Raw genomic sequence first — 22,239 nt, 5'->3', positions numbered from 1 at the left:
GCCTCGCTCCTACAGAGGACGAGCAAGTCATCCAGGTAGTTAAGCCCGAGGTCTTTGGGAGCTCCACCATGTTGAACACCCTTCTTCCCATCCTGCTGTTCGCTGCCCTGGGCCTGGCTGTCCTCGGCGCGTTGCGGCGGGTGGCCATGTGGCGCCGGGGCCGTGCGTCCAAGGTCGACCTGATCGGCGGCCTGCTGGCCATGCCCAAGCGCTACATGGTCGACCTGCACCATGTGGTGGCGCGGGACAAATACATCGCCAACACCCACGTGGCCACGGCCGGTGGCGCGGTGGCGTCCATCGTGCTGGCGATTCTGGTGCACGGTTTCGGCCTGCATAACCGCATCCTCGGCTACGCCTTGCTGCTGATGTCGGCGGTGATGTTCGTCGGCGCGATCTTCGTCTACCTGCGCCGCCGCAACCCGCCGGCGCGCCTGTCGAAAGGCCCGTGGATGCGCCTGCCGAAAAGCCTGCTGGCGTTCTCGGCATCGTTTTTCCTGGTGACCCTGCCGGTGGCCGGGATCCTCCCGGAAAACTTCGGCGGCTGGGTATTGGCGGTGATCCTCGGCATCGGCGTGCTGTGGGGCGTGTCCGAGCTGTTCTTCGGCATGACCTGGGGCGGCCCGATGAAGCACGCCTTCGCCGGTGCCCTGCACCTGGCCTGGCACCGCCGCGCCGAACGCTTTGGTGGCGGCCGTTCCACCGGCCTCAAGCCGCTGGACCTGGAAGACCCGAACGCCCCGCTGGGGGTGGAAAAACCCAAGGATTTCACCTGGAACCAACTGCTGGGCTTCGACGCCTGCGTGCAGTGCGGTAAATGCGAAGCCGCGTGCCCGGCCTTTGCCGCCGGCCAGCCGCTGAACCCGAAAAAGCTGATCCAGGACATGGTGGTTGGCCTGGCTGGCGGTACCGATGCCAAGTTCGCTGGCAGTCCTTACCCGGGCAAGCCCATCGGCGAACACAGCGGCAATCCGCACCAGCCGATCGTCAACGGCCTGGTGGACGCCGAGACCCTGTGGTCCTGCACCACTTGCCGCGCCTGCGTCGAGGAATGCCCGATGATGATCGAGCACGTCGATGCCATCGTCGACATGCGCCGTCACCTGACCCTGGAAAAGGGCGCCACCCCGAACAAGGGCGCCGAAGTCCTGGAAAACCTGATCGCCACCGACAACCCGGGTGGTTTCGCTCCGGGCGGGCGGATGAACTGGGCGGCGGACCTCAACCTGGCGCTGCTCGGCGAGAAGAAAACCACCGATGTGCTGTTCTGGGTTGGCGACGGCGCGTTCGACATGCGCAACCAGCGCACCCTGCGCGCCTTCGTCAAAGTGCTGAAAGCGGCCAAGGTCGACTTCGCGGTACTCGGCCTGGAAGAACGCGACAGCGGCGACGTGGCCCGGCGCCTGGGCGACGAGGCGACCTTCCAGCTGCTGGCCAAGCGCAATATCCAGACTCTGGCCAAGTACAGTTTCAAGCGCATCGTCACCTGCGACCCCCACAGTTTCCATGTGCTGAAAAACGAATACGGCGCACTTGGTGGCGAGTACGTGGTGCAGCACCACAGCACCTACATGGCCGAGCTGATTAGCGCTGGCGCCCTGAATCTGGGCCAGCACAAAGGCAACAGCGTGACCTATCACGACCCCTGCTACCTGGGCCGCTACAACGGCGAGTACGAAGCGCCGCGGGAAGTGCTGCGGGCGCTGGGGATCGAGGTCAAGGAAATGCAACGCTCCGGTTTCCGTTCGCGCTGCTGCGGCGGTGGCGGCGGCGCGCCGATCACCGACATTCCGGGCAAGCAGCGGATCCCCGACATGCGCATGGATGACATCCGCGAAACCGGCGCCGAGCTGGTGGCCGTGGGTTGTCCACAATGCACCGCGATGCTCGAAGGTGTGGTCGAGCCACGACCGCTGATCAAGGACATCGCCGAACTGGTGGCCGACGCCTTGCTGGAAGACGCCGCGCCCGGCAAGCCGGCCGCCCCGGCCAAACGTGAACCTGCGGAGGCCCACTGATGAGCGACATTATCCGCCGCGACCCGCGGGCCGAATGGATCGCCCGCAACCGCCTGCACCCGCTGCACGCAGCCATGCAGCCGGCGCAGCACAGCTGGATGGGGCCCAACGGCATCATCCGCAAGAACCCCCACGGGGTCGGTTTCATCGGCCCCAACGGCATCAAGCGCATCGACCGCAGCGGCGCCCAGCAGGGCGGGGCGGTCAAGCGCAGCGCTACGGTCGAAGTCCAGCTGCCGCTGCATCAGGTGGCGCAGCCGGCGTTCTACATCAGCGTGGTGCCGGACATGGTCGGCGGCCGCCTGAGCAGCCACGACCGCGATCTTCTGGGTCTGGCCCATCAACTGGCCGGCAAGGACGGCGCGGTGCTGGCAGTGGTGTTCGGCGAGCACAAGGAAAACGCCTTCGCCACGGCTGGCGTCGACCGTCTGCTGGTGCTGGAAGGCAACGAATTCAGCGGTTATGCACCGGAACAACGGGTCCAGGGCCTGCGGGCTGTGGATAACCAGTTCAGCCCGCGTCACTGGTTGCTTCCCGACAGCCGCACCGGTGGCGGCGAGCTGGGCCGGCGTTTTGCCGCGGCCCTGGGCGAACGCCCGGCCACGCGGGTCTGGCAGGTCAAGGACGAGCAGTGCATCGGCCGCGCCGGTGCCGGCTTGCAGGACCTGGCCCGGCCGCTGGCACGCTTGATCCTGGCCGCCGCCGAATGCGCCGAGCCGGTCAGCGAAACCCGCCACGAAGCCCTGCCGGTGGAGTTATCCACAAGCGTGGCGCGCAGCCTGGCGCGGATCGAGGACCTGGGCGCGGTGGCGGTGGACCCGGCGGCGATTCCCATGGCCGAGGCCGAATTCATTTTCTCCGGCGGCAACGGGGTCAAGGACTGGGAGCTTTTCCACCGGACCGCCGCGGCCCTGGGCGCCACCGAAGGCGCATCGCGGGTGGCGGTGGACGACGGCTTCATGGCCCGCGACCGTCAGGTCGGCGCCTCGGGCACCTGGGTCACCGCCCGGGTGTACGTGGCGGTGGGGATTTCCGGGGCGATCCAGCACCTGCAGGGCATCGGTGCCTGCGACAAGGTGGTGGCGATCAACCTCGATCCGGGCTGCGACATGATCAAACGCGCCGACCTGTCGGTGATTGGCGAAAGCGCCGAGCTTCTTCAAGCCTTGATCGCGGCGGTAGAGGCCTACCGCAACGGCGCCAAGCGCGATGCGGCTTAAGGGAAGGATAGGGTTATGAGTACTAATGTGATCAGCCTGGTGTCTGTCGGCGCCCACCCGACTTCCGGCCGGCCACGGCGTGCCGAGCAGGATGCGCGGGCGGTCGAGCTGGGGCTGCAACTGGCCGGGGACAGGCTGCAGGTGCTGCATGCCGGCGATATCGCCGAGCCGGCCCTGCGCGCGTACCTGGGCATGGGCCTGGAACAGATGCACGTGCTGGAGCAGTCGGCCGGTGCCGATGCGCTGCCGGCGCTGACCGACTATCTGCGCGATGCCGGGGCACAAGTGGTGCTTACCGGCAGCCAGGCGGAAACCGGTGAAGGTTCGGGCATGCTGCCGTTCCTGCTGGCGGAGAACCTCGGCTGGCCGCTGGTGGTGGGCCTGGCCCAGGTGGAATCCATCGACGGCGGCGTGGCCCTGGTGCTGCAAGCCCTGCCACGCGGCCAGCGCCGCCGGCTGAAGGTGCGCCTGCCGTTCCTCGCCACTGTGGATAACGCCGCGCCCAAGCCGCGGCAGAGTGCCTACGGCCCGGCCCGACGCGGGGTGCTACAGGCGCGGCAGGTGGAAGTGCTCGACGATGAGCTGTTCACCAGCGCCACCCTGCAACCAGCCAAGCCCCGGCCCAAGCGCCTGAAAGTGATCAAGGCCAAGAGCGGCGCCGACCGCATGAAAGCCGCGACCGCCAAGGCCAGCGGTGGTGGCGGCCAGGTGCTCAAGGGCGTCAGCGCCGAAGCTGGGGCCGAGGCGATCCTCAAGCTGCTGATCGAAGAAGGCGTGGTCCGTTAGGGCCGGGCCTGTCGCACTGTCGTTATCGCGAGCAAGCTTCGCTCCTACAGGGGACTTANGCTTGCTCGCGATAAATCCTCCAAACACCACACTTCCCACGGTTACCCACAATCCCTGTGCGCGCCTCTGTGGATAAGATGTTCGTCCCTCTCTGAACGCCGCGCCAATCAAGCGCTGCGGCGCTCTGTACGAAAAACGATCAAGCTAAGTCGAGGTTTTTACGAAGGTTTTTCTGTGGATAAGGAATTCCCTCGCTCCTCTGCCGCTGTTGACTTGCCCCCAAAGTCTGTTGGCCTTTTTGTGGATAAGATGTTTGCTGTCCGCTGAGAGCCATATAAACAGCGGCCTACAAAGAACTGATCAAAAAATAGGCAAATCCAGGGTTTTGCCTTGTCGGCGGTACTGAAGCCTCGATATTTCGCGCTATTCGGCGGTTTTCCACAGCTCGCGGCCCTTTGCCGTGAAGTTGCCCCCAAAGTCTGTTGGCGCTTCTGTGGATAAGGTGTTCGCCTTCGCCTGTGGGCCTTTGAATACGTGGCTTGCAGAGTCTTGTTCAAAAAATGATCAAAGCCTGGTGGGAAAGGCCTTTCTGGATAAGTCACGGATTTTCTTCAGGTTCTGCCAACGAATCCGCCGGCTGAAAGCCAAGTTGCCCACATTTGCTGTGGGTGGAGATGTGGATAACTTGTTCGCGGAAGGCTGGGGGCCTTGTCGGCCATGGCCGGGAAGGGGGTAGATCAGATTTTGTACAGCGACTTCATCCTGGTAGGAGCGAAGCTTGCTCGCGATGAACGATAACCCGGTGTGTCAGATGCACCGTGTCGCGTTCATCGCGGGCAAGCCTCGCTCCTACAGGTCTTGGATCAGCCGTGAACCGGCACGCCCTTGAGGTACGGAGCCGGTTCGGCGCCGAGGTTGCTCAGCATGCGCTCGCTGTACCAGTCCACGAAGTTGACCACGCCGAACTCATAGGTCTTGGAGTACGGGCCTGGCTGGTAGGCGGTGGAGTTGATGCCGCGCTGGTTCTCTTCGGCCAGGCGACGGTCCTGATCGTTGGTGGCGTCCCACACCTGGCGCATGCGCTCGACGTCGTAGTCCACGCCTTCGACCGCGTCCTTGTGCACCAGCCACTTGGTGGTGACCATGGTTTCCTGGGCGCTGATCGGCCACACGGTGAACACGATGATGTGGTCGCCCATGCAGTGGTTCCACGAGTGCGGCAGGTGCAGGATGCGCATCGAGCCCAGGTCCGGGTTCTTGATCCGGCCCATCAGCTTGGCGCAGCCCTGCTTGCCGTCCATGGTCATGGACACGGTGCCCTTGAGCAGCGGCATGCGCACGATGCGGTTACGCAGGCCGAAGCTGGCGTGGGCGTAAGGGATCTTCTCGGCTTCCCAGGCGGCGGCGGAGGCTGCCACGTGGTCCTTGAACGCCTGGTCGGCGCGCGGGTCGGTGACGTCGTCCCACTCCAGCAGGGTCTTCAGCAGTTCCGGGTGCGAACCGCCGCAGTGGTAGCACTCGCGGTTGTTTTCCAGCACCAGCTTCCAGTTGGCCTTTTCCATCAAGGTGGTCTGCACCGCCACCTTGGTGTTCTCCATGTTGTAGGGTTCCATGTAGTGCGTCAGGGTCGCCAGGAAGTCATCGATGGCCGGCGGGTTTTCCGCGAGGCTGATGAAGATGTAGCCACCGGCGGTCTTCACGTTCACCGGCTTGAGGCCGTACTGCTTCATGTCGAAGTCGGCGCCCATCTCGGTGCCGGCGAACAGCAGGCGGCCGTCCAGCTCGTAGGTCCACTGGTGGTAGTGGCAGACCAGCTTGGCGACCTTGCCCTTGTCGCTGGTGCACAGGCGCGAACCGCGGTGGCGGCAGACGTTGTGGAAGGCATGGACCACGCCGTCGGCGCCACGGATCACGATGATCGGGTTCTTGCCGATCTGCAGGGTGATGTAGTTGCCCTTGGTCGGGATTTCGCAGGTCATGCCGGCGATCAGCCATTCCTTCTGGAAGATCTCCTGCATGTCGATATCGAACAGGCGCTCGTCGCAGTAGAACGGCTGCGGCAGGGAGAAGGTCCGCTCGCGTTCTTGGAGCATTTGTGCGGTGGCCTTGCGTGCGGGTTCCAGCGGATCGCCCAGGCTCAGGGTTGCGGTGACGTCCATCGTTTTAGTCCTCATGGCCATCTGTGTGGCCGGCGAAAGTGTCTACGGTTTTGCGACGCAAGGCTGGAAACCAGCTGTTATCAGTTGAGGCGAGTGTGGGGCCGGCGCGGCCCAGAACCTTATCCATGGGCGACATGGCCCAATCTGTTCCCGACGCGCAAGCCCCGGTGGTTGGGGGCTGGTCGCGATAAGCATGTGAATGTCGCGGATAGGTAAATGGGCGTTCATGGGCCTGCGCACAATCGCCACATAAAGGCCGGCAGTCGGCCGTGGAGAACCAGCATGTCCAATAACTTCCTGAACCCGGTAACCACCCAGACCTGGGCCAATGGCCGACATATCGTCCGTTGCGTCAAAGTCATCCAGGAAACCTGGGACGTGCGCACCTTCTGCTTCATGGCCGACCAGCCGATCATGTTCTTCTTCAAGCCGGGGCAGTTCGTCACCCTGGAGCTGGAGATCGAAGGCCAGCCGATCATGCGGTCCTACACCATTTCCAGCTCGCCCTCGGTGCCCTACAGCTTCTCGGTGACCATCAAGCGCGTCCCTGGCGGCAAGGTGTCCAACTGGCTGCACGACACCCTGCACGAAGGCCAGGAGCTGGCGGTGCACGGGCCGGTGGGGCTGTTCAATGCCATCGACTTCCCGAGCCCGAAAATCCTCTACCTCAGCGGTGGCGTCGGCATCACCCCGGTGATGTCCATGGCGCGGTGGTTCTACGACACCAACGGCAATGTCGACATGGTGTTTATCCACAGCGCGCGCTCGCCGAAAGACATCATTTACCACCGCGAGCTGGAGCACATGGCGTCGCGGATCGACAACTTCAGCCTGCACCTGATCTGCGAGAAACACGGCCTGGGCGAGCCCTGGGCCGGTTATCGCGGCTACCTGAACCACAAGATGCTGGAGCTGATGGCGCCGGACTTCCTCGAGCGCGAGGTGTTCTGCTGCGGCCCGACGCCTTACATGAACGCGGTCAAGCGTTTGCTCGAGGCCGCCGGCTTCGACATGTCGCGCTACCACGAGGAATCCTTCGGCGCGACGCCGGCGGAAGCCCGTGCCGATGCGGTGGAACAGGCCGAGCAGGCCGCCGAGGCGCCGGAAGTCGACGCCGCCGACCTGCACCAGGTGGAGTTCACCGCGTCGGGCAAGAGCATCCGCGTGGCGCCGGGCGAGACCGTCCACGCCGCTGCGGCCAAACTTGGCCTGATGATCCCCAAGGCCTGCGGCATGGGCATCTGCGGCACCTGCAAGGTGCTCAAGCTGGGCGGTGAAGTGGAGATGGACCACAACGGCGGCATCACCGAGGAAGACGAAGCCGAAGGCTACATCCTGTCCTGCTGCAGCGTGCCGAAGGGGGATGTGCGGGTCGAGTATTGAGGGGCCATACCACGCCCAGGTCGTACCGAAGCCTGTAGCCGCTGCCGAAGAATGAGGCTGCGATCGACTGCGCAGCAGTCGTAAAACCGGACAACCTGTTATTCCAGACATACCGCGTGTTCAGGTTTTGCGAGGACTGCGTCCTCGATCGCAGCCTCGTACCTCGGCAGCGGCTACAGATAGGCCAGTTTTTTCAATCGATAAACAGATCCGTCATCAGCGTTTCGCTGCTGTCGGGATCGAAGCGGTAATGGGCGAAGTCGCTCACCCCCTGTTCGCGCAGTATTTCCTCGTCGATCAGCAAGCGCCCGGTGATGCGGCGCTGGCTGCTGGAGAGGATCGCGTGGGCCGCATCGGCCATGATCGCCGGCGTGCGCGCATGCTTGAACGATTCGCGCGAACCCAGCTGGAACTCGATGGCGGCGGTGGCGATCATGGTCTGCGGCCACAGCGAGTTGACGCTGATGCCGTAGTTCCTGAATTCCTCGCTCATGCCCAGGGTCAGCATGCTCATGCCGTACTTGGTGACGGTGTAGGGGCTGTACTGGGCGAACCATTTGCTCGCCAGGTTCAGCGGCGGCGACAGGTTGAGAATGTGGCCGCCGCTGCTTTTCAGGTAGGGCAGGGCCGCCTGGCTGCACAGCAGCACGGCGCGGGTGTTGATCTGGTGCATCAGGTCGAAGCGCTTGAGCTCGATGTGCTGCACCCCGGTCAACTTGATCGCGCCGGCATTGTTGACCAGCGCATCGATGCCGCCGAACTGCTCGGCGGCCTTGGCCAGGGCCTGGCGCACCGCGTCTTCGTCACGCACGTCCACCTGCAAGGCTAGGGCCTTGCCGCCAATCGCCTCGACCTCGCGGGCCACGCTGAAGATGGTGCCGGGCAGCTTGGGATGGGGCTCGGCGCTTTTCGCCGCGATTACGATATTGGCCCCGTCCCGCGCCGCCCGCAGGGCGATCTCGCGGCCGATGCCACGACTGGCGCCGGTGATGAACAGGGTCTTGCCTTGTAAGGACATGGATGCGCTCCTGATTATTGTCGTTATCCGAGCGGATACAGCGGCTCGCCAGACAATCTAGTCCATGTCTGGCGGCGCGTGCGGATCAGGGGCGAAAAGCTGGTGCGGCGGGAATGGCCCCGGCCAGTTGACCGGGGGCAGGGCGGGGGCGTTTCAGCCGGCCATGACCTGGCGAATGTCCGCGGCCAGTTCGCGCACCCGCGCTTCTTCGGTGTCCCACGAGCACATGAAACGCGCGCCGCCTTTACCGATGAAGGTGTAGAAGCGCCAGCCCTTGGCGGTCAGCGCGGCGATGGCCGGTTCCGAGAGTTGCAGGAACACGCCGTTGGCCTGCACCGGGAACATCAGCTCCACCCCAGGAATGTCCGCCACCAGCTCGGCCAGCAACTGCGCGCAATGGTTGGCATGGCGGGCGTATTTGAGCCAGGCGTCGTTTTCCAGCAGGCCGACCCAGGGCGCGGACAGAAAACGCATCTTCGAGGCCAGCTGGCCGGCCTGTTTGCAGCGGTAGTCGAAGTCTTCGGCCAGCTTGTGGTTGAAGAACAGGATCGCCTCGCCCACCGCCATGCCGTTTTTCGTGCCGCCGAAGCACAGCACGTCGACCCCGGCTTTCCAGGTCAGGTCGGCGGGCGAGCAGCCGAGGAAGGCGCAGGCGTTGGAGAACCGCGCGCCGTCCATGTGCAGGTTCAGCCCCAGCTCCTTGCAGGTGGCGCTGATGGCGCGGATTTCGTCCGGGGTGTAGACGCTGCCGACTTCGGTGGCCTGGGTCAGGGTCACCACCCGTGGCTTGGGATAGTGGATGTCCTGGCGCTTGAGGGCGATGTCGCGGATCGAGTCCGGGGTCAGCTTGCCGTTCTCGGTGCCGGCGATCAGCAGCTTGGAACCGTTGGAGAAGAACTCCGGCGCGCCGCATTCGTCGGTTTCGACGTGGGCGGTTTCCGAGCAGATGACGCTGTGGTAACTCTGGCACAGCGACGACAGGGCCAGGGAGTTGGCGGCGGTGCCGTTGAAGGCGAAGAACACCTCGCAGTCGGTCTCGAACAGCTTGCGGAAATAATCGGCGGCGAGCGCGGTCCACTGGTCGTCGCCATAGGCGCGTTCGTGGCCGCGGTTGGCCTGTTCCATGGCCGTCCAGGCCTCGGGGCAGATGCCGGAATAGTTGTCGCTGGCGAATTGTTGGCTCTTGTCGGTCATGGCCGTCTTCCGTGCTAAGGGTCCGAGAAGGGAGCCCTTCGATAAAGGGCTCCGGATAAGGTGCTCCTGGGTAAGGAGCCCTTGGGTAAAGCGTCCGCAACGAGGTCTGGGCCAGCAGGACAGCGCAGGCCCCGCAGAAATCGGTGGAGCGCCACTTTACCCAAGATTGACGGGGGAGCACACGCTCTGTTTATGGATGAAAAATGCACAGGCCATGAGGATTTATGCCAGACCCGATCCTGACCCCGTTTGCCGCCCGGCGCGATGGCGCCCTGGACCTGCTCAAGTGGCTGGCGCTGCTCGGCATGGTGCTCGATCACCTGCGCTACGTCGGCTGGAGCCTCGATCTGCTGTATGTGCCCGGGCGTCTGGCGTTTCCCTGGTTCTGCCTGGCGCTGGCGGCCAATGTGGCGCGGGCCGGCGCGACGGAGCGCGAGGGCGCGGGGCAATGGCGTTACCTGGGCTGGCTGCTGCTGTTCAGCCTGCTCAGCGAAGTGCCGTACCGGCTGTACATTCCCGACCCCGATACCCTGAATGTGCTGCCGACCCTGGCCCTGGGCCTGCTGGTGGCCCGTGTCTGGCAGCGACGCGGCGGCCTGGCGCTGTGGCTGGGGATCGGCGCGGCCTTGCTGGGCGGGCTGTTCGATCGGCACCTGATGTTCGGCCTGTTCGGCGTATTGCTGCCGCTGGCGTTTTTACTGGTGCTGCAGCGTCGCTGGTACTGGGCGCTGCTGCCGGGGCTGCTGTGCCTGGCGGCCAATCAGTGGGAAAGCCTGCTGCCGGCGGCGCGCCAGGGCAGTCAGGTGGCGGCCTGGGCCCTGGTCGCCTGCGTGCTGGCGCCGTGGCTGGGGCTGGCGATCCTGCGGCGCTTGCGCGGTGTTTCGCCGCCGCCGATGCGGCGCTGGGCCTATCTCCTGTACCCCGGGCATTTCCTCCTGCTGCTGATGCTGCGCAATCTCCTGGCCTGATGGCGAATCGTTGTCGCTGCGAAGCCTGTAGCCGCTGCCGAGCCTGCGAGGCTGCGATCGGCCGCGAAGCGGTCGTAAAACCGGACAACCTGTTCTTCCAGACATACCGCGTGCTCAGGTTTTGCGAGGACTGCGTCCTCGAGCGCAGCCTCGCGGGCTCGGCAGCGGCTACAGGTGCGCAGGCCTGAAAGCGGCCGCGCCACTGGTCGGCGTCGAGGCTCCGCGGTCGCGGGCAAGCCTCGGATATAGAGCCTTCGGTGCATGGCGCGCGGCGGTCTGGGTCTCTCTGCGCCAAGCCATGTCGTAAACGCACCTTTGCGTGGCGTCCATAGGCATTTGATCGGTCAGCGCCGGTCATACCATCGCATCCAAAGGGCACTACCGCAGGGTACGTGCCTCACCGAGACGAAAGGCGCACCGCCGCCGCTGGGAGAGACGCGATGTTCAGCAAGCAAGACCAAATCCAGGGTTATGACGATGCACTGCTGGCGGCCATGAATGCCGAGGAGCAACGTCAGGAAGATCACATCGAGCTGATCGCGTCGGAGAACTACACCAGCAAGCGCGTGATGCAAGCGCAAGGCAGCGGCCTGACCAACAAGTACGCCGAAGGTTATCCGGGCAAGCGCTACTACGGTGGCTGCGAGCACGTGGACAAGGTCGAGGCCCTGGCCATCGAGCGCGCCAAGCAACTGTTCGGCGCCGACTACGCCAACGTCCAGCCGCACTCCGGTTCCTCGGCCAACAGCGCCGTGTACCTGGCCCTGCTGCAAGCCGGCGACACCATCCTGGGCATGAGCCTGGCCCATGGCGGCCACCTGACCCACGGCGCCAAGGTGTCGTCCTCGGGCAAGCTGTACAACGCCGTGCAGTACGGCATCGACACCAACACCGGGCTGATCGACTACGACGAAGTCGAGCGCCTGGCCGTCGAGCACAAGCCGAAGATGATCGTCGCCGGCTTCTCGGCTTACTCCAAGACCCTCGACTTCCCACGCTTCCGCCAGATCGCGGATAAAGTCGGCGCGCTGCTGTTCGTCGACATGGCCCACGTCGCTGGCCTGGTCGCCGCTGGCCTGTACCCGAACCCGCTGCCTTACGCCGACGTGGTCACCACCACCACCCACAAGACCCTGCGCGGTCCGCGTGGCGGCCTGATCCTGGCCAAGGCCAACGAAGAAATCGAGAAGAAGCTCAACGCCGCGGTATTCCCTGGCGCCCAGGGCGGCCCGCTGATGCACGTGATCGCCGCCAAGGCGGTGTGCTTCAAGGAAGCGCTGGAACCTGGCTTCAAGGCCTACCAGCAGCAAGTGATCGAGAACGCCCAGGCCATGGCCAGCGTATTTATCAAACGCGGCTACGATGTAGTGTCCGGCGGCACCGACAACCACCTGTTCCTGGTCAGCCTGATCCGTCAGGGCCTTACCGGCAAGGATGCGGACGCTGCCCTGGGGCGCGCCCACATCACTGTGAACAAGAACGCCGTCCCGAACGATCCACAGTCGCCGTTCGTCACCTCCGGCCTGCGTATCGGCACCCCGGCGGTGACCACGCGCGGCTTCAAGGTGACCCAGTGCGTGGAACTGGCCGGCTGGATCTGCGACATCCTCGACCACCTCGGCGATGCCGATGTCGAGGCCAATGTCGCTCGTCAGGTATCGGCCCTGTGCGCGGACTTCCCGGTTTATCGCTGAGTGCGGTTTTGGAGTAAATGACTATGCAACGCTACTCGGGCTTCGGCCTCTTCAAGCACTCCCTCAGCCACCATGAAAACTGGCAGCGCATGTGGCGCACGCCGACCCCGAAAAAGGTCTACGACGTGGTCATCGTCGGCGGTGGCGGGCATGGCCTGGCGACCGCCTATTACCTGGCCAAGGAGCACGGCATCACCAACGTCGCCGTGGTCGAGAAAGGCTGGCTGGGCGGCGGCAACACCGCGCGCAACACCACCATCGTGCGTTCCAACTACCTGTGGGACGAGTCGGCGCACCTGTACGAGCACGCGATGAAACTGTGGGAAGGCCTGTCCCAGGACCTCAACTACAACGTGATGTTCTCCCAGCGCGGCGTCTACAACCTGTGCCACACCCTGCAGGACATCCGCGATTCCGAGCGTCGGGTCAGTGCCAACCGCCTCAACGGCGTGGACGGCGAACTGCTCAACGCCAAGCAGGTGGCGGACGAGATTCCCTACCTGGACTGCTCGAAGAACACCCGCTACCCGGTGCTGGGCGCCACCGTCCAGCGCCGTGGCGGCGTGGCCCGTCACGACGCCGTGGCCTGGGGCTTTGCCCGTGCCGCCGACGCCCTGGGCGTGGACCTGATCCAGCAGACCGAAGTGATCGGCTTCCGCAAGGAAAACGGCGTGTGCATCGGCGTGGAGACCAACAAGGGCTTCATCGGCGCCAAGCGCGTCGGCGTGGTCACCGCCGGTAACTCCGGGCACATGGCCAAGCTCGCCGGCTTTCGCCTGCCGATCGAATCGCACCCGCTGCAAGCGCTGGTGTCTGAGCCGATCAAGCCGATCATCGACAGCGTGATCATGTCCAACGCGGTGCACGGTTACATCAGCCAGTCCGACAAGGGCGACCTGGTGATCGGCGCCGGTATCGACGGCTGGGTCGGCTACGGCCAGCGCGGTTCGTACCCGGTGATCGAACACACCATCCAGGCCATCGTCGAGATGTTCCCGATCCTTTCGCGGGTGCGCATGAACCGCCAATGGGGCGGCATCGTCGACACCACCCCGGACGCTTGCCCGATCATCTCCAAGACTCCGGTGCCGAACATGTTCTTCAACTGCGGTTGGGGTACCGGCGGCTTCAAGGCCACCCCGGGTTCGGGCAACGTATTCGCCGCGAGCCTGGCCAAGGGTGAAATGCACCCGCTGGCCGCACCTTTCTCCATCGACCGTTTCCACAACGGTGCGCTGATCGACGAACACGGCGCTGCAGCTGTCGCCCACTAACAGGAGAAATCCCTATGTTGCACATCTTCTGTCCTCACTGCGGCGAACTGCGCTCCGAAGAGGAATTCCATTCGTCCGGCCAGGCGCATATCCCGCGTCCGCTGGATCCGAACAACTGCACCGACGAGGAGTGGGGCAACTACATGTTCTTCCGCGACAACCCTCGCGGTCTGCACCACGAGCTGTGGATCCATGCCGCCGGCTGCCGTCAGTACTTCAACGCCACCCGCGACACTGTGACCTACGAGATTCTCGAAACCTACAAGATCGGTAGCAAGCCGCAATTCACCGACAAGACCGATAGCCCGAAAGCGGCCACGCAGGCTCTGGGAGAGAAGGTATGAGCCAGTCCAATCGCCTGTCCAACGGCGGACGCATCGACCGCAACAAAGTCCTCAGCTTCACCTTCAACGGCCAGACCTACAAAGGCTTCGAAGGCGACACCCTGGCCGCCGCCCTGCTGGCCAACGGCGTGGACATCATCGGTCGCAGCTTCAAGTATTCCCGGCCGCGCGGGATCTTCGCCGCCGGTGCCGAAGAGCCGAACGCGGTGCTGCAGATCGGCGCCACCGAAGCCACCCAGATCCCCAACGTGCGCGCCACCCAACAGGCGCTGTACCAGGGCCTGGTCGCCACCAGCACCAACGGCTGGCCGAGCGTCAACAACGACATGATGGGGATCCTCGGCAAGGTCGGCGGCAAGCTGATGCCGCCGGGCTTCTACTACAAAACCTTCATGTACCCGCAATCGTTCTGGATGACCTACGAGAAGTACATCCGCAAGGCCGCGGGCCTGGGTCGCTCGCCGACCGAGAACGATCCGGACACCTACGACTACATGAACCAGCACTGCGACGTGATGATCGTCGGCGCCGGCCCTGCCGGCCTGGCCGCGGCCGTGGCTGCCGCGCGCAGCGGTGCGCGGGTGATCCTCGCCGACGAACAGGAAGAATTCGGCGGCAGCCTGCTGGACAGCCGCGAAAGCCTGGACGGCAAGCCGGCGGCCGAGTGGGTCGCCACCGTGGTCGCCGAGCTGAAGTCGCTGCCGGACGTGACCCTGCTGCCACGGGCCACCGTGAACGGCTACCACGACCATAACTTCCTGACCATTCACGAGCGCCTGACCGACCACCTCGGCGATCGCGCGCCGATCGGCCAGGTGCGCCAGCGCATCCACCGGGTGCGGGCCAAGCGCGTGGTGCTGGCCACCGGCGCCTGCGAGCGTCCGCTGGTCTACGGCAACAACGACGTGCCGGGCAACATGCTGGCCGGCGCGGTCTCGGTCTACGTGCGCCGCTACGGCGTGGCACCGGGCAAGAAGCTGGTGCTGAGCACCAACAACGACCACGCCTACCGTGTGGCTCTGGACTGGCTCGACGCCAGCCTGCAAGTGGTGGCCATCGCCGATGCCCGTCACAACCCACGCGGCGCGCTGGTGGAAGAAGCCCGCGCCAAGGGCATTCGCATCCTCACTTCCAGTGCGGTGATCGAAGCCCGTGGCAGCAAGCATGTGACCGGCGCCCGCGTCGCGGCGATAGACGTCAAGGCGCACAAAGTCACCAGCCCGGGCGAGTGGCTGGACTGCGACCTGATTGCCAGCTCCGGCGGCTACAGCCCGGTGGTGCACTTGGCGTCGCACCTGGGCGGCAAGCCGATCTGGCGTGAAGACATCCTCGGTTTCGTACCAGGCGAAGCACCGCAGAAACGCGTGTGCGTCGGCGGCATCAACGGGGTCTACAGCCTCGGCGATTCCCTGGCCGACGGTTTCGAAGGTGGCGTGCGCGCTGCCAGCGAAGCGGGTTTCAAGGCCGTGGAAGCGGTACTGCCCAAGGCCCTCAGCCGTCTGGAAGAGTCGACCCTGGCGCTGTTCCAGGTGCCCCATGAAAAAGGCACCGCGCGGGCACCCAAGCAATTCGTCGACCTGCAGAACGACGTCACCGCCGCCGCCATCGAACTGGCGACCCGCGAGGGCTTCGAGTCGGTCGAGCACGTCAAGCGCTACACCGCGCTGGGCTTCGGTACCGATCAGGGCAAGCTCGGCAACGTCAACGGCCTGGCCATCGCGGCCCGTTCGCTGAACGTGAGCATCCCGCAGATGGGCACCACCATGTTCCGTCCGAACTACACGCCGGTGACTTTCGGCGCCGTGGCCGGTCGTCACTGCGGGCACATCTTCGAGCCGGTGCGTTTCACCGCGCTGCACTCGTGGCATGTGAAGAACGGCGCCGAGTTCGAGGACGTCGGCCAGTGGAAACGTCCTTGGTACTTCCCGAAGAACGGCGAAGACCTGCACGCCGCGGTCAAGCGCGAGTGCAAGGCAGTGCGTGACAGCGTCGGCCTGCTCGACGCCTCGACCCTGGGCAAGATCGATATCCAGGGCCCGGACGCCCGTGAGTTCCTCAACCGCATCTACACCAACGCCTGGACCAAGCTCGACGTGGGCAAGGCGCGCTACGGCCTGATGTGCAAGGAAGATGGCATGGTCTTCGACGACGGCGTGACCGCCTGCGTCGGCGAGAACCACTTCATCATGACCACCACCACGGGCGGCGCCGCGCGCGTCCTGCAATGGCTGGAGATCTATCAGCAGACCGAATGGCCGGAGCTCAAGGTGTACTTCACCTCGGTCACCGACCACTGGGCGACCATGACCCTGTCCGGGCCGAACAGCCGCAAGCTGCTCAGCGAAGTCACCGACATCGACCTGGACAAGGACGGCTTCCCGTTCATGACCTGGAAGGAAGGCCTGGTGGGCGGCGTGCCGGCGCGGGTGTTCCGCATCTCCTTCACCGGCGAGCTGTCGTACGAAGTCAACGTCCAGGCCGACTACGCCATGGGTGTGCTGGAGCAGATCGTCGAGGCCGGCAAGAAGTACAACCTGACCCCGTACGGCACTGAAACCATGCACGTACTGCGGGCCGAGAAGGGCTTCATCATCGTCGGCCAGGACACTGACGGCTCGATGACCCCGGACGACCTGAACATGGGCTGGTGCGTTGGTCGCACCAAACCCTTCTCGTGGATCGGCTGGCGTGGCATGAACCGCGAAGACTGCGTGCGCGACCAGCGCAAGCAACTGGTGGGCCTGAAGCCGATCGACCCGAACCAGTGGCTGCCGGAAGGCGCGCAACTGGTGTTCAACACCAAGCAGGCGATCCCGATGAGCATGGTCGGTCACGTGACCTCCAGCTATGCCCACAACTCCCTGGGTTATTCGTTTGCCATGGGTGTGGTCAAGGGCGGCCTGAAGCGGATGGGCGAGCGGGTGTTCGCGCCATTGGCCGACGGCACGGTGATCGAGGCGGAAATCGTTTCTTCGGTGTTCTTCGATCCGAAAGGCGATCGCCAGAACGTTTAACCCTACAACCTTGTAGGAGCGAGGCTTGCCCGCGATAGGCATCACGCGGTGCCTCAGACAGACCGCGACGTATTCATCGCGGGCAAGCTCCGCTCCTACGGGTGTGATGCAAGAATTTGAAGACAGGTGCTCTATGACCGCAGTCAACGTTTACCAACAGCGCCCGACCACTGGCGCCAAAGCCGAGTCGTCGCTGCACCATGCCGACCTCGCCAGCCTGGTGGGCAAGGGCCGCAAGAACGCAGGCGTGACCCTGCGCGAGAAGAAACTCCTCGGCCACCTGACCATCCGTGGCGATGGCCATGACCCGGCCTTCGCTGCCGGCGTGCACAAGGCCCTGGGCCTGGAACTGCCGGTGGCCCTGACCGTGGTTGCCAAGGGCGAAACCAGCCTGCAGTGGATGGGGCCGGACGAGTGGCTGCTGGTGGTGCCGAGCGGTGAAGAGTTCGCCGCCGAGAAAAAACTGCGCGAAGCCTTGGGCAATCTGCACATCCAGATCGTCAACGTCAGTGGCGGCCAGCAGATCCTCGAGCTGTCCGGCCCGAACGTGCGCCAGGTGCTGATGAAGTCCACCAGCTACGACGTGCACCCCAACAACTTTCCGGTGGGCAAGGCCGTCGGCACCGTGTTCGCCAAGTCGCAACTGGTGATCCGGCGCATGGGCGAAGACACCTGGGAACTGGTGATCCGCCGCAGCTTCTCCGATTACTGGTGGTTGTGGCTGCAGGATGCCGCCGCCGAATACGGCCTCAGCATCCAGGCCTGAAGCAAACCCCTGTAGCCGCTGCCGCAGGCTGCGATAANCCCCCTTCGGGGTCGATCGCAGCCTGCGGCAGCGGCTACAGAAGTGTACTTACGAACAGGAGTTACCCGCATGAGCCGCGCCCCCGATACCTGGATTCTGACCGCCGACTGCCCCAGCGTGCTCGGCACGGTGGACGCGGTGACCCGCTTTCTGTTCGAGCAGGGCTGCTACGTCACCGAGCACCATTCTTTCGATGACCGGCTTTCGGCGCGTTTTTTCATTCGCGTGGAATTCCGCCAGCCTGAGAATTTCAATGAGCAGGGCCTGCGCGACGGCCTGGCCGAGCGCGCCCGGGCTTTCGACATGAACGTCGAACTGACCCCGCCGCAGCATCGGCCGAAAGTGGTGATCATGGTCTCCAAGGCCGATCACTGCCTCAACGACCTGCTCTACCGTCAGCGTATCGGCCAACTGGCGATGGACGTGGTGGCGGTGGTGTCCAACCACCCGGACCTCAAGCCCCTGGCCGACTGGCACCAGATCCCCTACTACCACTTCCCCCTGGACCCCAACGACAAACCGTCCCAGGAGCGTCAGGTGTGGCAGGTGATCGAGGAGTCCGGCGCCGAACTGGTGATCCTTGCGCGCTACATGCAAGTGCTGTCGCCGGAGCTGTGCCGCAAGCTCGATGGCAAGGCGATCAACATCCACCACTCCCTGCTGCCCGGTTTCAAGGGCGCCAAGCCTTATCACCAGGCCTACAACAAGGGCGTGAAACTGGTGGGCGCCACCGCGCACTACATCAACAACGACCTGGACGAAGGCCCGATCATCGCCCAGGGCGTGGAGGTGGTGGACCACAGCCACTACCCCGAGGACCTGATTGCCAAGGGCCGCGATATCGAGGGCCTGACCCTGGCGCGGGCCGTGGGATATCACATCGAACGACGGGTGTTCTTGAACGCCAACAGGACGGTGGTGCTTTAACACAGGCCGCTTTGCGGCCATCGCGGGNGCGTGCGTCTGTAGGAGCGAGGCTTGCCCGCGATAGCGATTTTGAAGACGAAACAGCATCTGTACCCGAGCACTCTACGCGCTGCCTTTTCCGGCAACGCGGTTTCATAAAAACAACAGCGAGGTGAAAGCATGTCTGGTAATCGTGGTGTCGTGTATCTCGGCAACGGCAAGGTCGAAGTACAGAAAATCGACTATCCAAAAATGCAGGACCCGCGCGGCAGGAAGATTGAGCACGGCGTCATCCTGCGCGTGGTATCCACCAATATCTGCGGCTCGGACCAGCACATGGTGCGCGGCCGTACCACTGCCCAGGTCGGCCTGGTCCTGGGTCACGAAATCACCGGCGAGGTGGTGGAGAAAGGCAGCGACGTCGAGAACCTGAAGCTCGGCGACCTGGTCTCGGTACCGTTCAACGTGGCGTGCGGGCGCTGCCGTTCCTGCAAGGAGCAACACACCGGGGTCTGCCTGACCGTCAACCCGGCCCGCGCCGGTGGCGCCTACGGCTACGTCGACATGGGCGACTGGACCGGCGGCCAGGCCGAATACGTGCTGGTGCCGTACGCCGACTTCAACCTGCTGAAACTGCCGGACCGCGACAAGGCCATGGAGAAGATCCGCGACCTGACCTGCCTGTCCGACATCCTGCCGACCGGCTACCACGGCGCGGTGACGGCCGGCGTTGGCCCGGGCAGCACCGTCTACATTGCCGGTGCCGGCCCGGTAGGCCTGGCCGCTGCTGCGTCCGCCCGCCTGCTGGGCGCGGCGGTGGTGATCGTTGGCGACGTCAACCCGGTGCGCCTGGCTCACGCCAAGGCCCAGGGCTTTGAAATCGCCGACCTGTCCAAGGACACCCCGCTGCACGAACAGATCGTCGCCTTGCTCGGCGAGCCGGAAGTGGATTGCGCGGTCGACGCGGTGGGCTTCGAGGCCCGCGGTCACGGCCATGCCGGTGCCCAGCACGAAGCGCCGGCCACGGTGCTCAACTCGCTGATGGGCGTGGTGCGGGTCGCCGGCAAGATCGGTATTCCCGGCCTCTACGTCACCGAAGACCCGGGCGCGGTGGATGCTGCGGCCAAGATGGGCAGCCTGAGCATCCGCTTCGGCCTCGGCTGGGCCAAGTCCCACAGCTTCCACACCGGCCAGACCCCGGTGATGAAGTACAACCGCCAACTGATGCAAGCCATCATGTGGGACCGCATCAACATCGCCGAAGTGGTCGGCGTGCAGGTCATCAGCCTGGACGACGCCCCACGTGGCTACGGCGAATTCGACGCCGGCGTGCCGAAGAAATTCGTCATCGACCCGCACAAGCTGTTCAGCGCGGCCTAAGGCTTCAGCGCAGTAAAAAGGGCGACCCTTGGGTCGCCCTTTTTTATGGCTGACTCGAGCCAACCTGACTACGCGCCCTGTAGCCGCTGCCGCAGGCTGCNTCAGATCGCTACGACCGTTCCGGTCGATCGCAGCCTGCGGCAGCGGCTACAGATGTCGGTGTTGGAATAACGGTTGCCCGTCCGCGAGGTTCCGGGTATATCCGGGCCAGCTAAATATGGATACGCCGGTGCGGAACATTGATCCGGTTTTCCCGGTCAAATCCGCAGTTTTCCCGCCGTTGTCACGATGTATTTCTGGTTCAAGAGGTTGTCTCGATGAAAATTTCCCGCAGTGTTGCACTGGCTACGTTGCTGACCCTGGGTGCCAGCCCGGTTTTTGCCGCAGGCTTCAGCCTGAGCGATGCCGCCAATGCGGTGTCCAGCATGCAGGGTGGCGACAAGGCTACCGCTGCCGCTCCAACCTCGCAGACCGCCAGTCTGCTCAGCGCACTTTCGCAACTGGATGTCACGCCGGAGCAGGCCATCGGCGGTACCGGCGCGATGCTGGGCCTGGCGAAGAACCAGCTGAGCAGCACCGACTACTCGCAGTTGAGCAAAAGCGTTCCGGGGCTGGACAAGCTCGCGGGCGGCAACGCACTGGGTAACCTGGGCGCCCTCAGTGGCCTGCTCGGGCAGAGCGGTGGCAGCAAGACCGCCGGTCTGGAGAGTGCGCTGGGTAACGTGAAGAACACCAATGACCTGAACACCGCGTTCAGCGCCCTGGGCATGGACAGCGGCATGATCGGCCAGTTCGCCCCGGTGCTCCTGCAATACCTGGGTCAGCAGGGCGTGGGCGGTTCGCTGCTCAGCAGCCTGGGCGGGATCTGGGGCGTCGGCAGCGGCAGCTGATCAGCGGCGCTCGGCGCGCAAGGCGTCGATGCGCTGGTCCTTTTCGGTCCAGAGCTGGTTGACCCAGTTCTGGACGGTCTGGCGAAACGCCGGATCGTTTTCGTAATCCCCCTGCCACAACGCCGGATCCAGCTCACGGGTCTGGATATCGACGATCACCCGCGGCACGTTGCCGCTGATCAGGTCCCAGAAACCGGGAATCTTCTGCTGCGGATAGACCACCGTCACATCGAGGATGGCGTCGAGCTGTTCGCCCATGGCCGCCAGCACGAACGCCACGCCGCCGGCTTTCGGCTTGAGCAGCTGCTTGAAGGGGGATTGCTGGTGCTCGCGCTTGAGCGGCGTGAAGCGGGTGCCTTCCAGGTAGTTGACCACGGTGACCGGCTGGCGCTTGAACAGCTCGCAGGCGGCCTTGGTGATTTCCAGGTCCTTGCCTTGCAGCTCCGGGTTCTTGGCCAGGAAGGCCTTGCTGTAGCGCTTCATGAAGGGGTAATCCAGGGCCCACCAGGCGAGGCCGAGGAAGGGCACCCAGATCAGCTCTTTCTTCAGGAAGAACTTGAAGAAGGGGGTACGGCGGTTGAGGGTCTGGATCAGCGCCGGGATGTCGACCCAGGACTGGTGGTTGCTGATCACCAGGTACGAGGTGTCGACCCGCAGCTCGTCACCGCCGCGGATATCCCACTGGGTGGGGATGCACAGGGCGAAGATCAGCTTGTCGATTTCGGCCCAGGTTTCGGCAATCCACATCACCGCCTTCGACGCGTGGTCGCGCAGGCGCCCTGGCAGGACCAGCTTGAGCAGGGCGAACACCATCAAGGGCCCGAACAGGACCAGGGTGTTGAGCAACAGCAGCAGGGTGACGAAACAGCCGGTGAGCAGGCGGCGCATAAGGAACTCTTGAAAGCTTTTGGGCGCGCCATGATAAGCAGCTTCGCCGGGCAGGCCAAATCCTGATGTGCTGACGAATGTTTCACTTCTGTAAGGGTATGGTGCACTCAACCGAAATGACCGCCCCCGTACTGTAGGAGCGAGGCTTGCCCGCGATGGCGTCGGTTCAGACAGCGCGCGGTGCCTGCATCGCGGGCAAGTCGGATCGCCGCCCGCTCGCTCCTACAGAAGCATGGCCTGCAAACGATAGCGAACCAATTGCCCGGCCGCGGTCTAAAATCCTGCTGCCCACTTTCCA

Annotated in this window: 17 protein-coding genes; 13 read left to right on the top strand and 4 right to left on the bottom strand. The window is 64.3% G+C overall.

Annotated elements, in window-relative coordinates; translation table 11 throughout:
- The first annotated feature begins 68 nt into the window (after positions 1-68).
- The 3 genes from dgcB to etfB are packed head-to-tail and all read left to right on the top strand — an operon-like array spanning position 69 to position 4,024.
- On the top strand, positions 69-2,018 hold the full coding sequence (gene dgcB / locus ACTJKT_RS19510; RefSeq protein ID WP_440788218.1) for a dimethylglycine demethylation protein DgcB: 1,950 nt from the start codon (positions 69-71) through the stop codon (positions 2,016-2,018).
- The gene (gene etfA, locus ACTJKT_RS19505; protein WP_440788217.1) at positions 2,018-3,238 is read left to right on the top strand and encodes an electron transfer flavoprotein subunit alpha; all 1,221 of its coding nucleotides are present in this window, start codon (positions 2,018-2,020) and stop codon (positions 3,236-3,238) included. The genes dgcB and etfA overlap by 1 nt, the downstream gene beginning before the upstream one ends.
- Positions 3,239-3,253: 15 nt before the next feature.
- Positions 3,254-4,024 carry an electron transfer flavoprotein subunit beta gene (gene etfB, locus ACTJKT_RS19500; RefSeq protein WP_097306667.1) on the top strand — a complete coding sequence of 257 codons (771 nt, stop codon included), beginning with the start codon at positions 3,254-3,256 and terminating at the stop codon, positions 4,022-4,024.
- Positions 4,025-4,887: 863 nt separating this feature from the next.
- On the opposite strand, the gene gbcA is transcribed toward etfB, so the two are convergent.
- Positions 4,888-6,183, bottom strand: a complete 1,296-nt coding sequence (gbcA, locus tag ACTJKT_RS19495; RefSeq protein WP_440788216.1) for a glycine-betaine demethylase subunit GbcA — start codon at positions 6,181-6,183, stop codon at positions 4,888-4,890.
- A 282-nt stretch (positions 6,184-6,465) separates the two neighbouring features.
- Here gbcA and gbcB point away from each other — a divergent pair, with 282 nt between their 5' ends.
- Entirely contained in the window at positions 6,466-7,566 is a 1,101-nt protein-coding gene (gbcB, locus tag ACTJKT_RS19490; protein WP_025807284.1) for a glycine-betaine demethylase subunit GbcB, read from the top strand.
- A 193-nt stretch (positions 7,567-7,759) separates the two neighbouring features.
- On the opposite strand, the gene ACTJKT_RS19485 is transcribed toward gbcB, so the two are convergent.
- Complete coding sequence (locus ACTJKT_RS19485) at positions 7,760-8,584, bottom strand: SDR family oxidoreductase (protein ID WP_440788215.1); 825 nt, start codon at positions 8,582-8,584, stop codon at positions 7,760-7,762.
- A 153-nt stretch (positions 8,585-8,737) separates the two neighbouring features.
- Positions 8,738-9,778: a threonine aldolase family protein gene (locus tag ACTJKT_RS19480; RefSeq protein ID WP_025807287.1), complete on the bottom strand. Its 1,041-nt coding sequence runs from the start codon at positions 9,776-9,778 to the stop codon at positions 8,738-8,740.
- Between the two features lie 224 nt (positions 9,779-10,002).
- Between ACTJKT_RS19480 and ACTJKT_RS19475 the strand changes: the two genes are divergently transcribed.
- The 9 genes from ACTJKT_RS19475 (at position 10,003) to ACTJKT_RS19435 (ending at position 21,053) form a co-directional block, all read left to right on the top strand.
- Positions 10,003-10,746 carry a TraX family protein gene (locus ACTJKT_RS19475; protein WP_440788214.1) on the top strand — a complete coding sequence of 248 codons (744 nt, stop codon included), beginning with the start codon at positions 10,003-10,005 and terminating at the stop codon, positions 10,744-10,746.
- A 440-nt stretch (positions 10,747-11,186) separates the two neighbouring features.
- Positions 11,187-12,440: a serine hydroxymethyltransferase gene (gene glyA, locus ACTJKT_RS19470; RefSeq protein WP_440788213.1), complete on the top strand. Its 1,254-nt coding sequence runs from the start codon at positions 11,187-11,189 to the stop codon at positions 12,438-12,440.
- A gap of 23 nt (positions 12,441-12,463) precedes the next feature.
- Positions 12,464-13,714 (top strand): sarcosine oxidase subunit beta family protein, encoded by a 1,251-nt coding sequence (locus ACTJKT_RS19465; RefSeq protein ID WP_007926378.1) that lies wholly within the window; start codon positions 12,464-12,466, stop codon positions 13,712-13,714.
- 14 nt (positions 13,715-13,728) lie between these two features.
- The gene (locus ACTJKT_RS19460; RefSeq protein ID WP_023969184.1) at positions 13,729-14,058 is read left to right on the top strand and encodes a sarcosine oxidase subunit delta; all 330 of its coding nucleotides are present in this window, start codon (positions 13,729-13,731) and stop codon (positions 14,056-14,058) included.
- Positions 14,055-17,072 (top strand): sarcosine oxidase subunit alpha, encoded by a 3,018-nt coding sequence (locus ACTJKT_RS19455; RefSeq protein ID WP_440788212.1) that lies wholly within the window; start codon positions 14,055-14,057, stop codon positions 17,070-17,072. The genes ACTJKT_RS19460 and ACTJKT_RS19455 overlap by 4 nt, the downstream gene beginning before the upstream one ends.
- A gap of 133 nt (positions 17,073-17,205) precedes the next feature.
- Entirely contained in the window at positions 17,206-17,838 is a 633-nt protein-coding gene (locus tag ACTJKT_RS19450) for a sarcosine oxidase subunit gamma (protein WP_440788211.1), read from the top strand.
- A 108-nt stretch (positions 17,839-17,946) separates the two neighbouring features.
- On the top strand, positions 17,947-18,804 hold the full coding sequence (gene purU, locus ACTJKT_RS19445; RefSeq protein ID WP_063433243.1) for a formyltetrahydrofolate deformylase: 858 nt from the start codon (positions 17,947-17,949) through the stop codon (positions 18,802-18,804).
- Between the two features lie 159 nt (positions 18,805-18,963).
- On the top strand, positions 18,964-20,163 hold the full coding sequence (fdhA, locus tag ACTJKT_RS19440; RefSeq protein WP_440788210.1) for a formaldehyde dehydrogenase, glutathione-independent: 1,200 nt from the start codon (positions 18,964-18,966) through the stop codon (positions 20,161-20,163).
- A gap of 317 nt (positions 20,164-20,480) precedes the next feature.
- Complete coding sequence (locus tag ACTJKT_RS19435) at positions 20,481-21,053, top strand: DUF2780 domain-containing protein (RefSeq protein ID WP_440788209.1); 573 nt, start codon at positions 20,481-20,483, stop codon at positions 21,051-21,053.
- Here the strand turns inward: ACTJKT_RS19435 and ACTJKT_RS19430 are convergent, their stop codons facing one another.
- The gene (locus ACTJKT_RS19430) at positions 21,054-21,941 is read right to left on the bottom strand and encodes an acyltransferase (RefSeq protein ID WP_440788208.1); all 888 of its coding nucleotides are present in this window, start codon (positions 21,939-21,941) and stop codon (positions 21,054-21,056) included.
- Positions 21,942-22,239 lie beyond the last annotated feature (298 nt).

This window comes from Pseudomonas sp. 22526 (genome assembly GCF_052044735.1).
GTDB lineage: Bacteria > Pseudomonadota > Gammaproteobacteria > Pseudomonadales > Pseudomonadaceae > Aquipseudomonas > Aquipseudomonas piscium.
The sequence above is the reverse complement of the archived record's forward strand: the minus strand, read 5'-3'. Positions and strand labels throughout refer to the sequence as shown.

Bases quoted from the DNA above. Each gene is read 5' to 3' on its own strand.
- dgcB (WP_440788218.1), top strand. From the start codon at position 69: ATGTTGAACACCCTTCTTCCCATCCTGCTGTTCGCTGCCCTGGGCCTG.
- etfA (WP_440788217.1), top strand. From the start codon at position 2,018: ATGAGCGACATTATCCGCCGCGACCCGCGGGCCGAATGGATCGCCCGC.
- etfB (WP_097306667.1), top strand. From the start codon at position 3,254: ATGAGTACTAATGTGATCAGCCTGGTGTCTGTCGGCGCCCACCCGACT.
- gbcA (WP_440788216.1), bottom strand. From the start codon at position 6,183: ATGGACGTCACCGCAACCCTGAGCCTGGGCGATCCGCTGGAACCCGCA.
- gbcB (WP_025807284.1), top strand. From the start codon at position 6,466: ATGTCCAATAACTTCCTGAACCCGGTAACCACCCAGACCTGGGCCAAT.
- ACTJKT_RS19485 (WP_440788215.1), bottom strand. From the start codon at position 8,584: ATGTCCTTACAAGGCAAGACCCTGTTCATCACCGGCGCCAGTCGTGGC.
- ACTJKT_RS19480 (WP_025807287.1), bottom strand. From the start codon at position 9,778: ATGACCGACAAGAGCCAACAATTCGCCAGCGACAACTATTCCGGCATC.
- ACTJKT_RS19475 (WP_440788214.1), top strand. From the start codon at position 10,003: ATGCCAGACCCGATCCTGACCCCGTTTGCCGCCCGGCGCGATGGCGCC.
- glyA (WP_440788213.1), top strand. From the start codon at position 11,187: ATGTTCAGCAAGCAAGACCAAATCCAGGGTTATGACGATGCACTGCTG.
- ACTJKT_RS19465 (WP_007926378.1), top strand. From the start codon at position 12,464: ATGCAACGCTACTCGGGCTTCGGCCTCTTCAAGCACTCCCTCAGCCAC.
- ACTJKT_RS19460 (WP_023969184.1), top strand. From the start codon at position 13,729: ATGTTGCACATCTTCTGTCCTCACTGCGGCGAACTGCGCTCCGAAGAG.
- ACTJKT_RS19455 (WP_440788212.1), top strand. From the start codon at position 14,055: ATGAGCCAGTCCAATCGCCTGTCCAACGGCGGACGCATCGACCGCAAC.
- ACTJKT_RS19450 (WP_440788211.1), top strand. From the start codon at position 17,206: ATGACCGCAGTCAACGTTTACCAACAGCGCCCGACCACTGGCGCCAAA.
- purU (WP_063433243.1), top strand. From the start codon at position 17,947: ATGAGCCGCGCCCCCGATACCTGGATTCTGACCGCCGACTGCCCCAGC.
- fdhA (WP_440788210.1), top strand. From the start codon at position 18,964: ATGTCTGGTAATCGTGGTGTCGTGTATCTCGGCAACGGCAAGGTCGAA.
- ACTJKT_RS19435 (WP_440788209.1), top strand. From the start codon at position 20,481: ATGAAAATTTCCCGCAGTGTTGCACTGGCTACGTTGCTGACCCTGGGT.
- ACTJKT_RS19430 (WP_440788208.1), bottom strand. From the start codon at position 21,941: ATGCGCCGCCTGCTCACCGGCTGTTTCGTCACCCTGCTGCTGTTGCTC.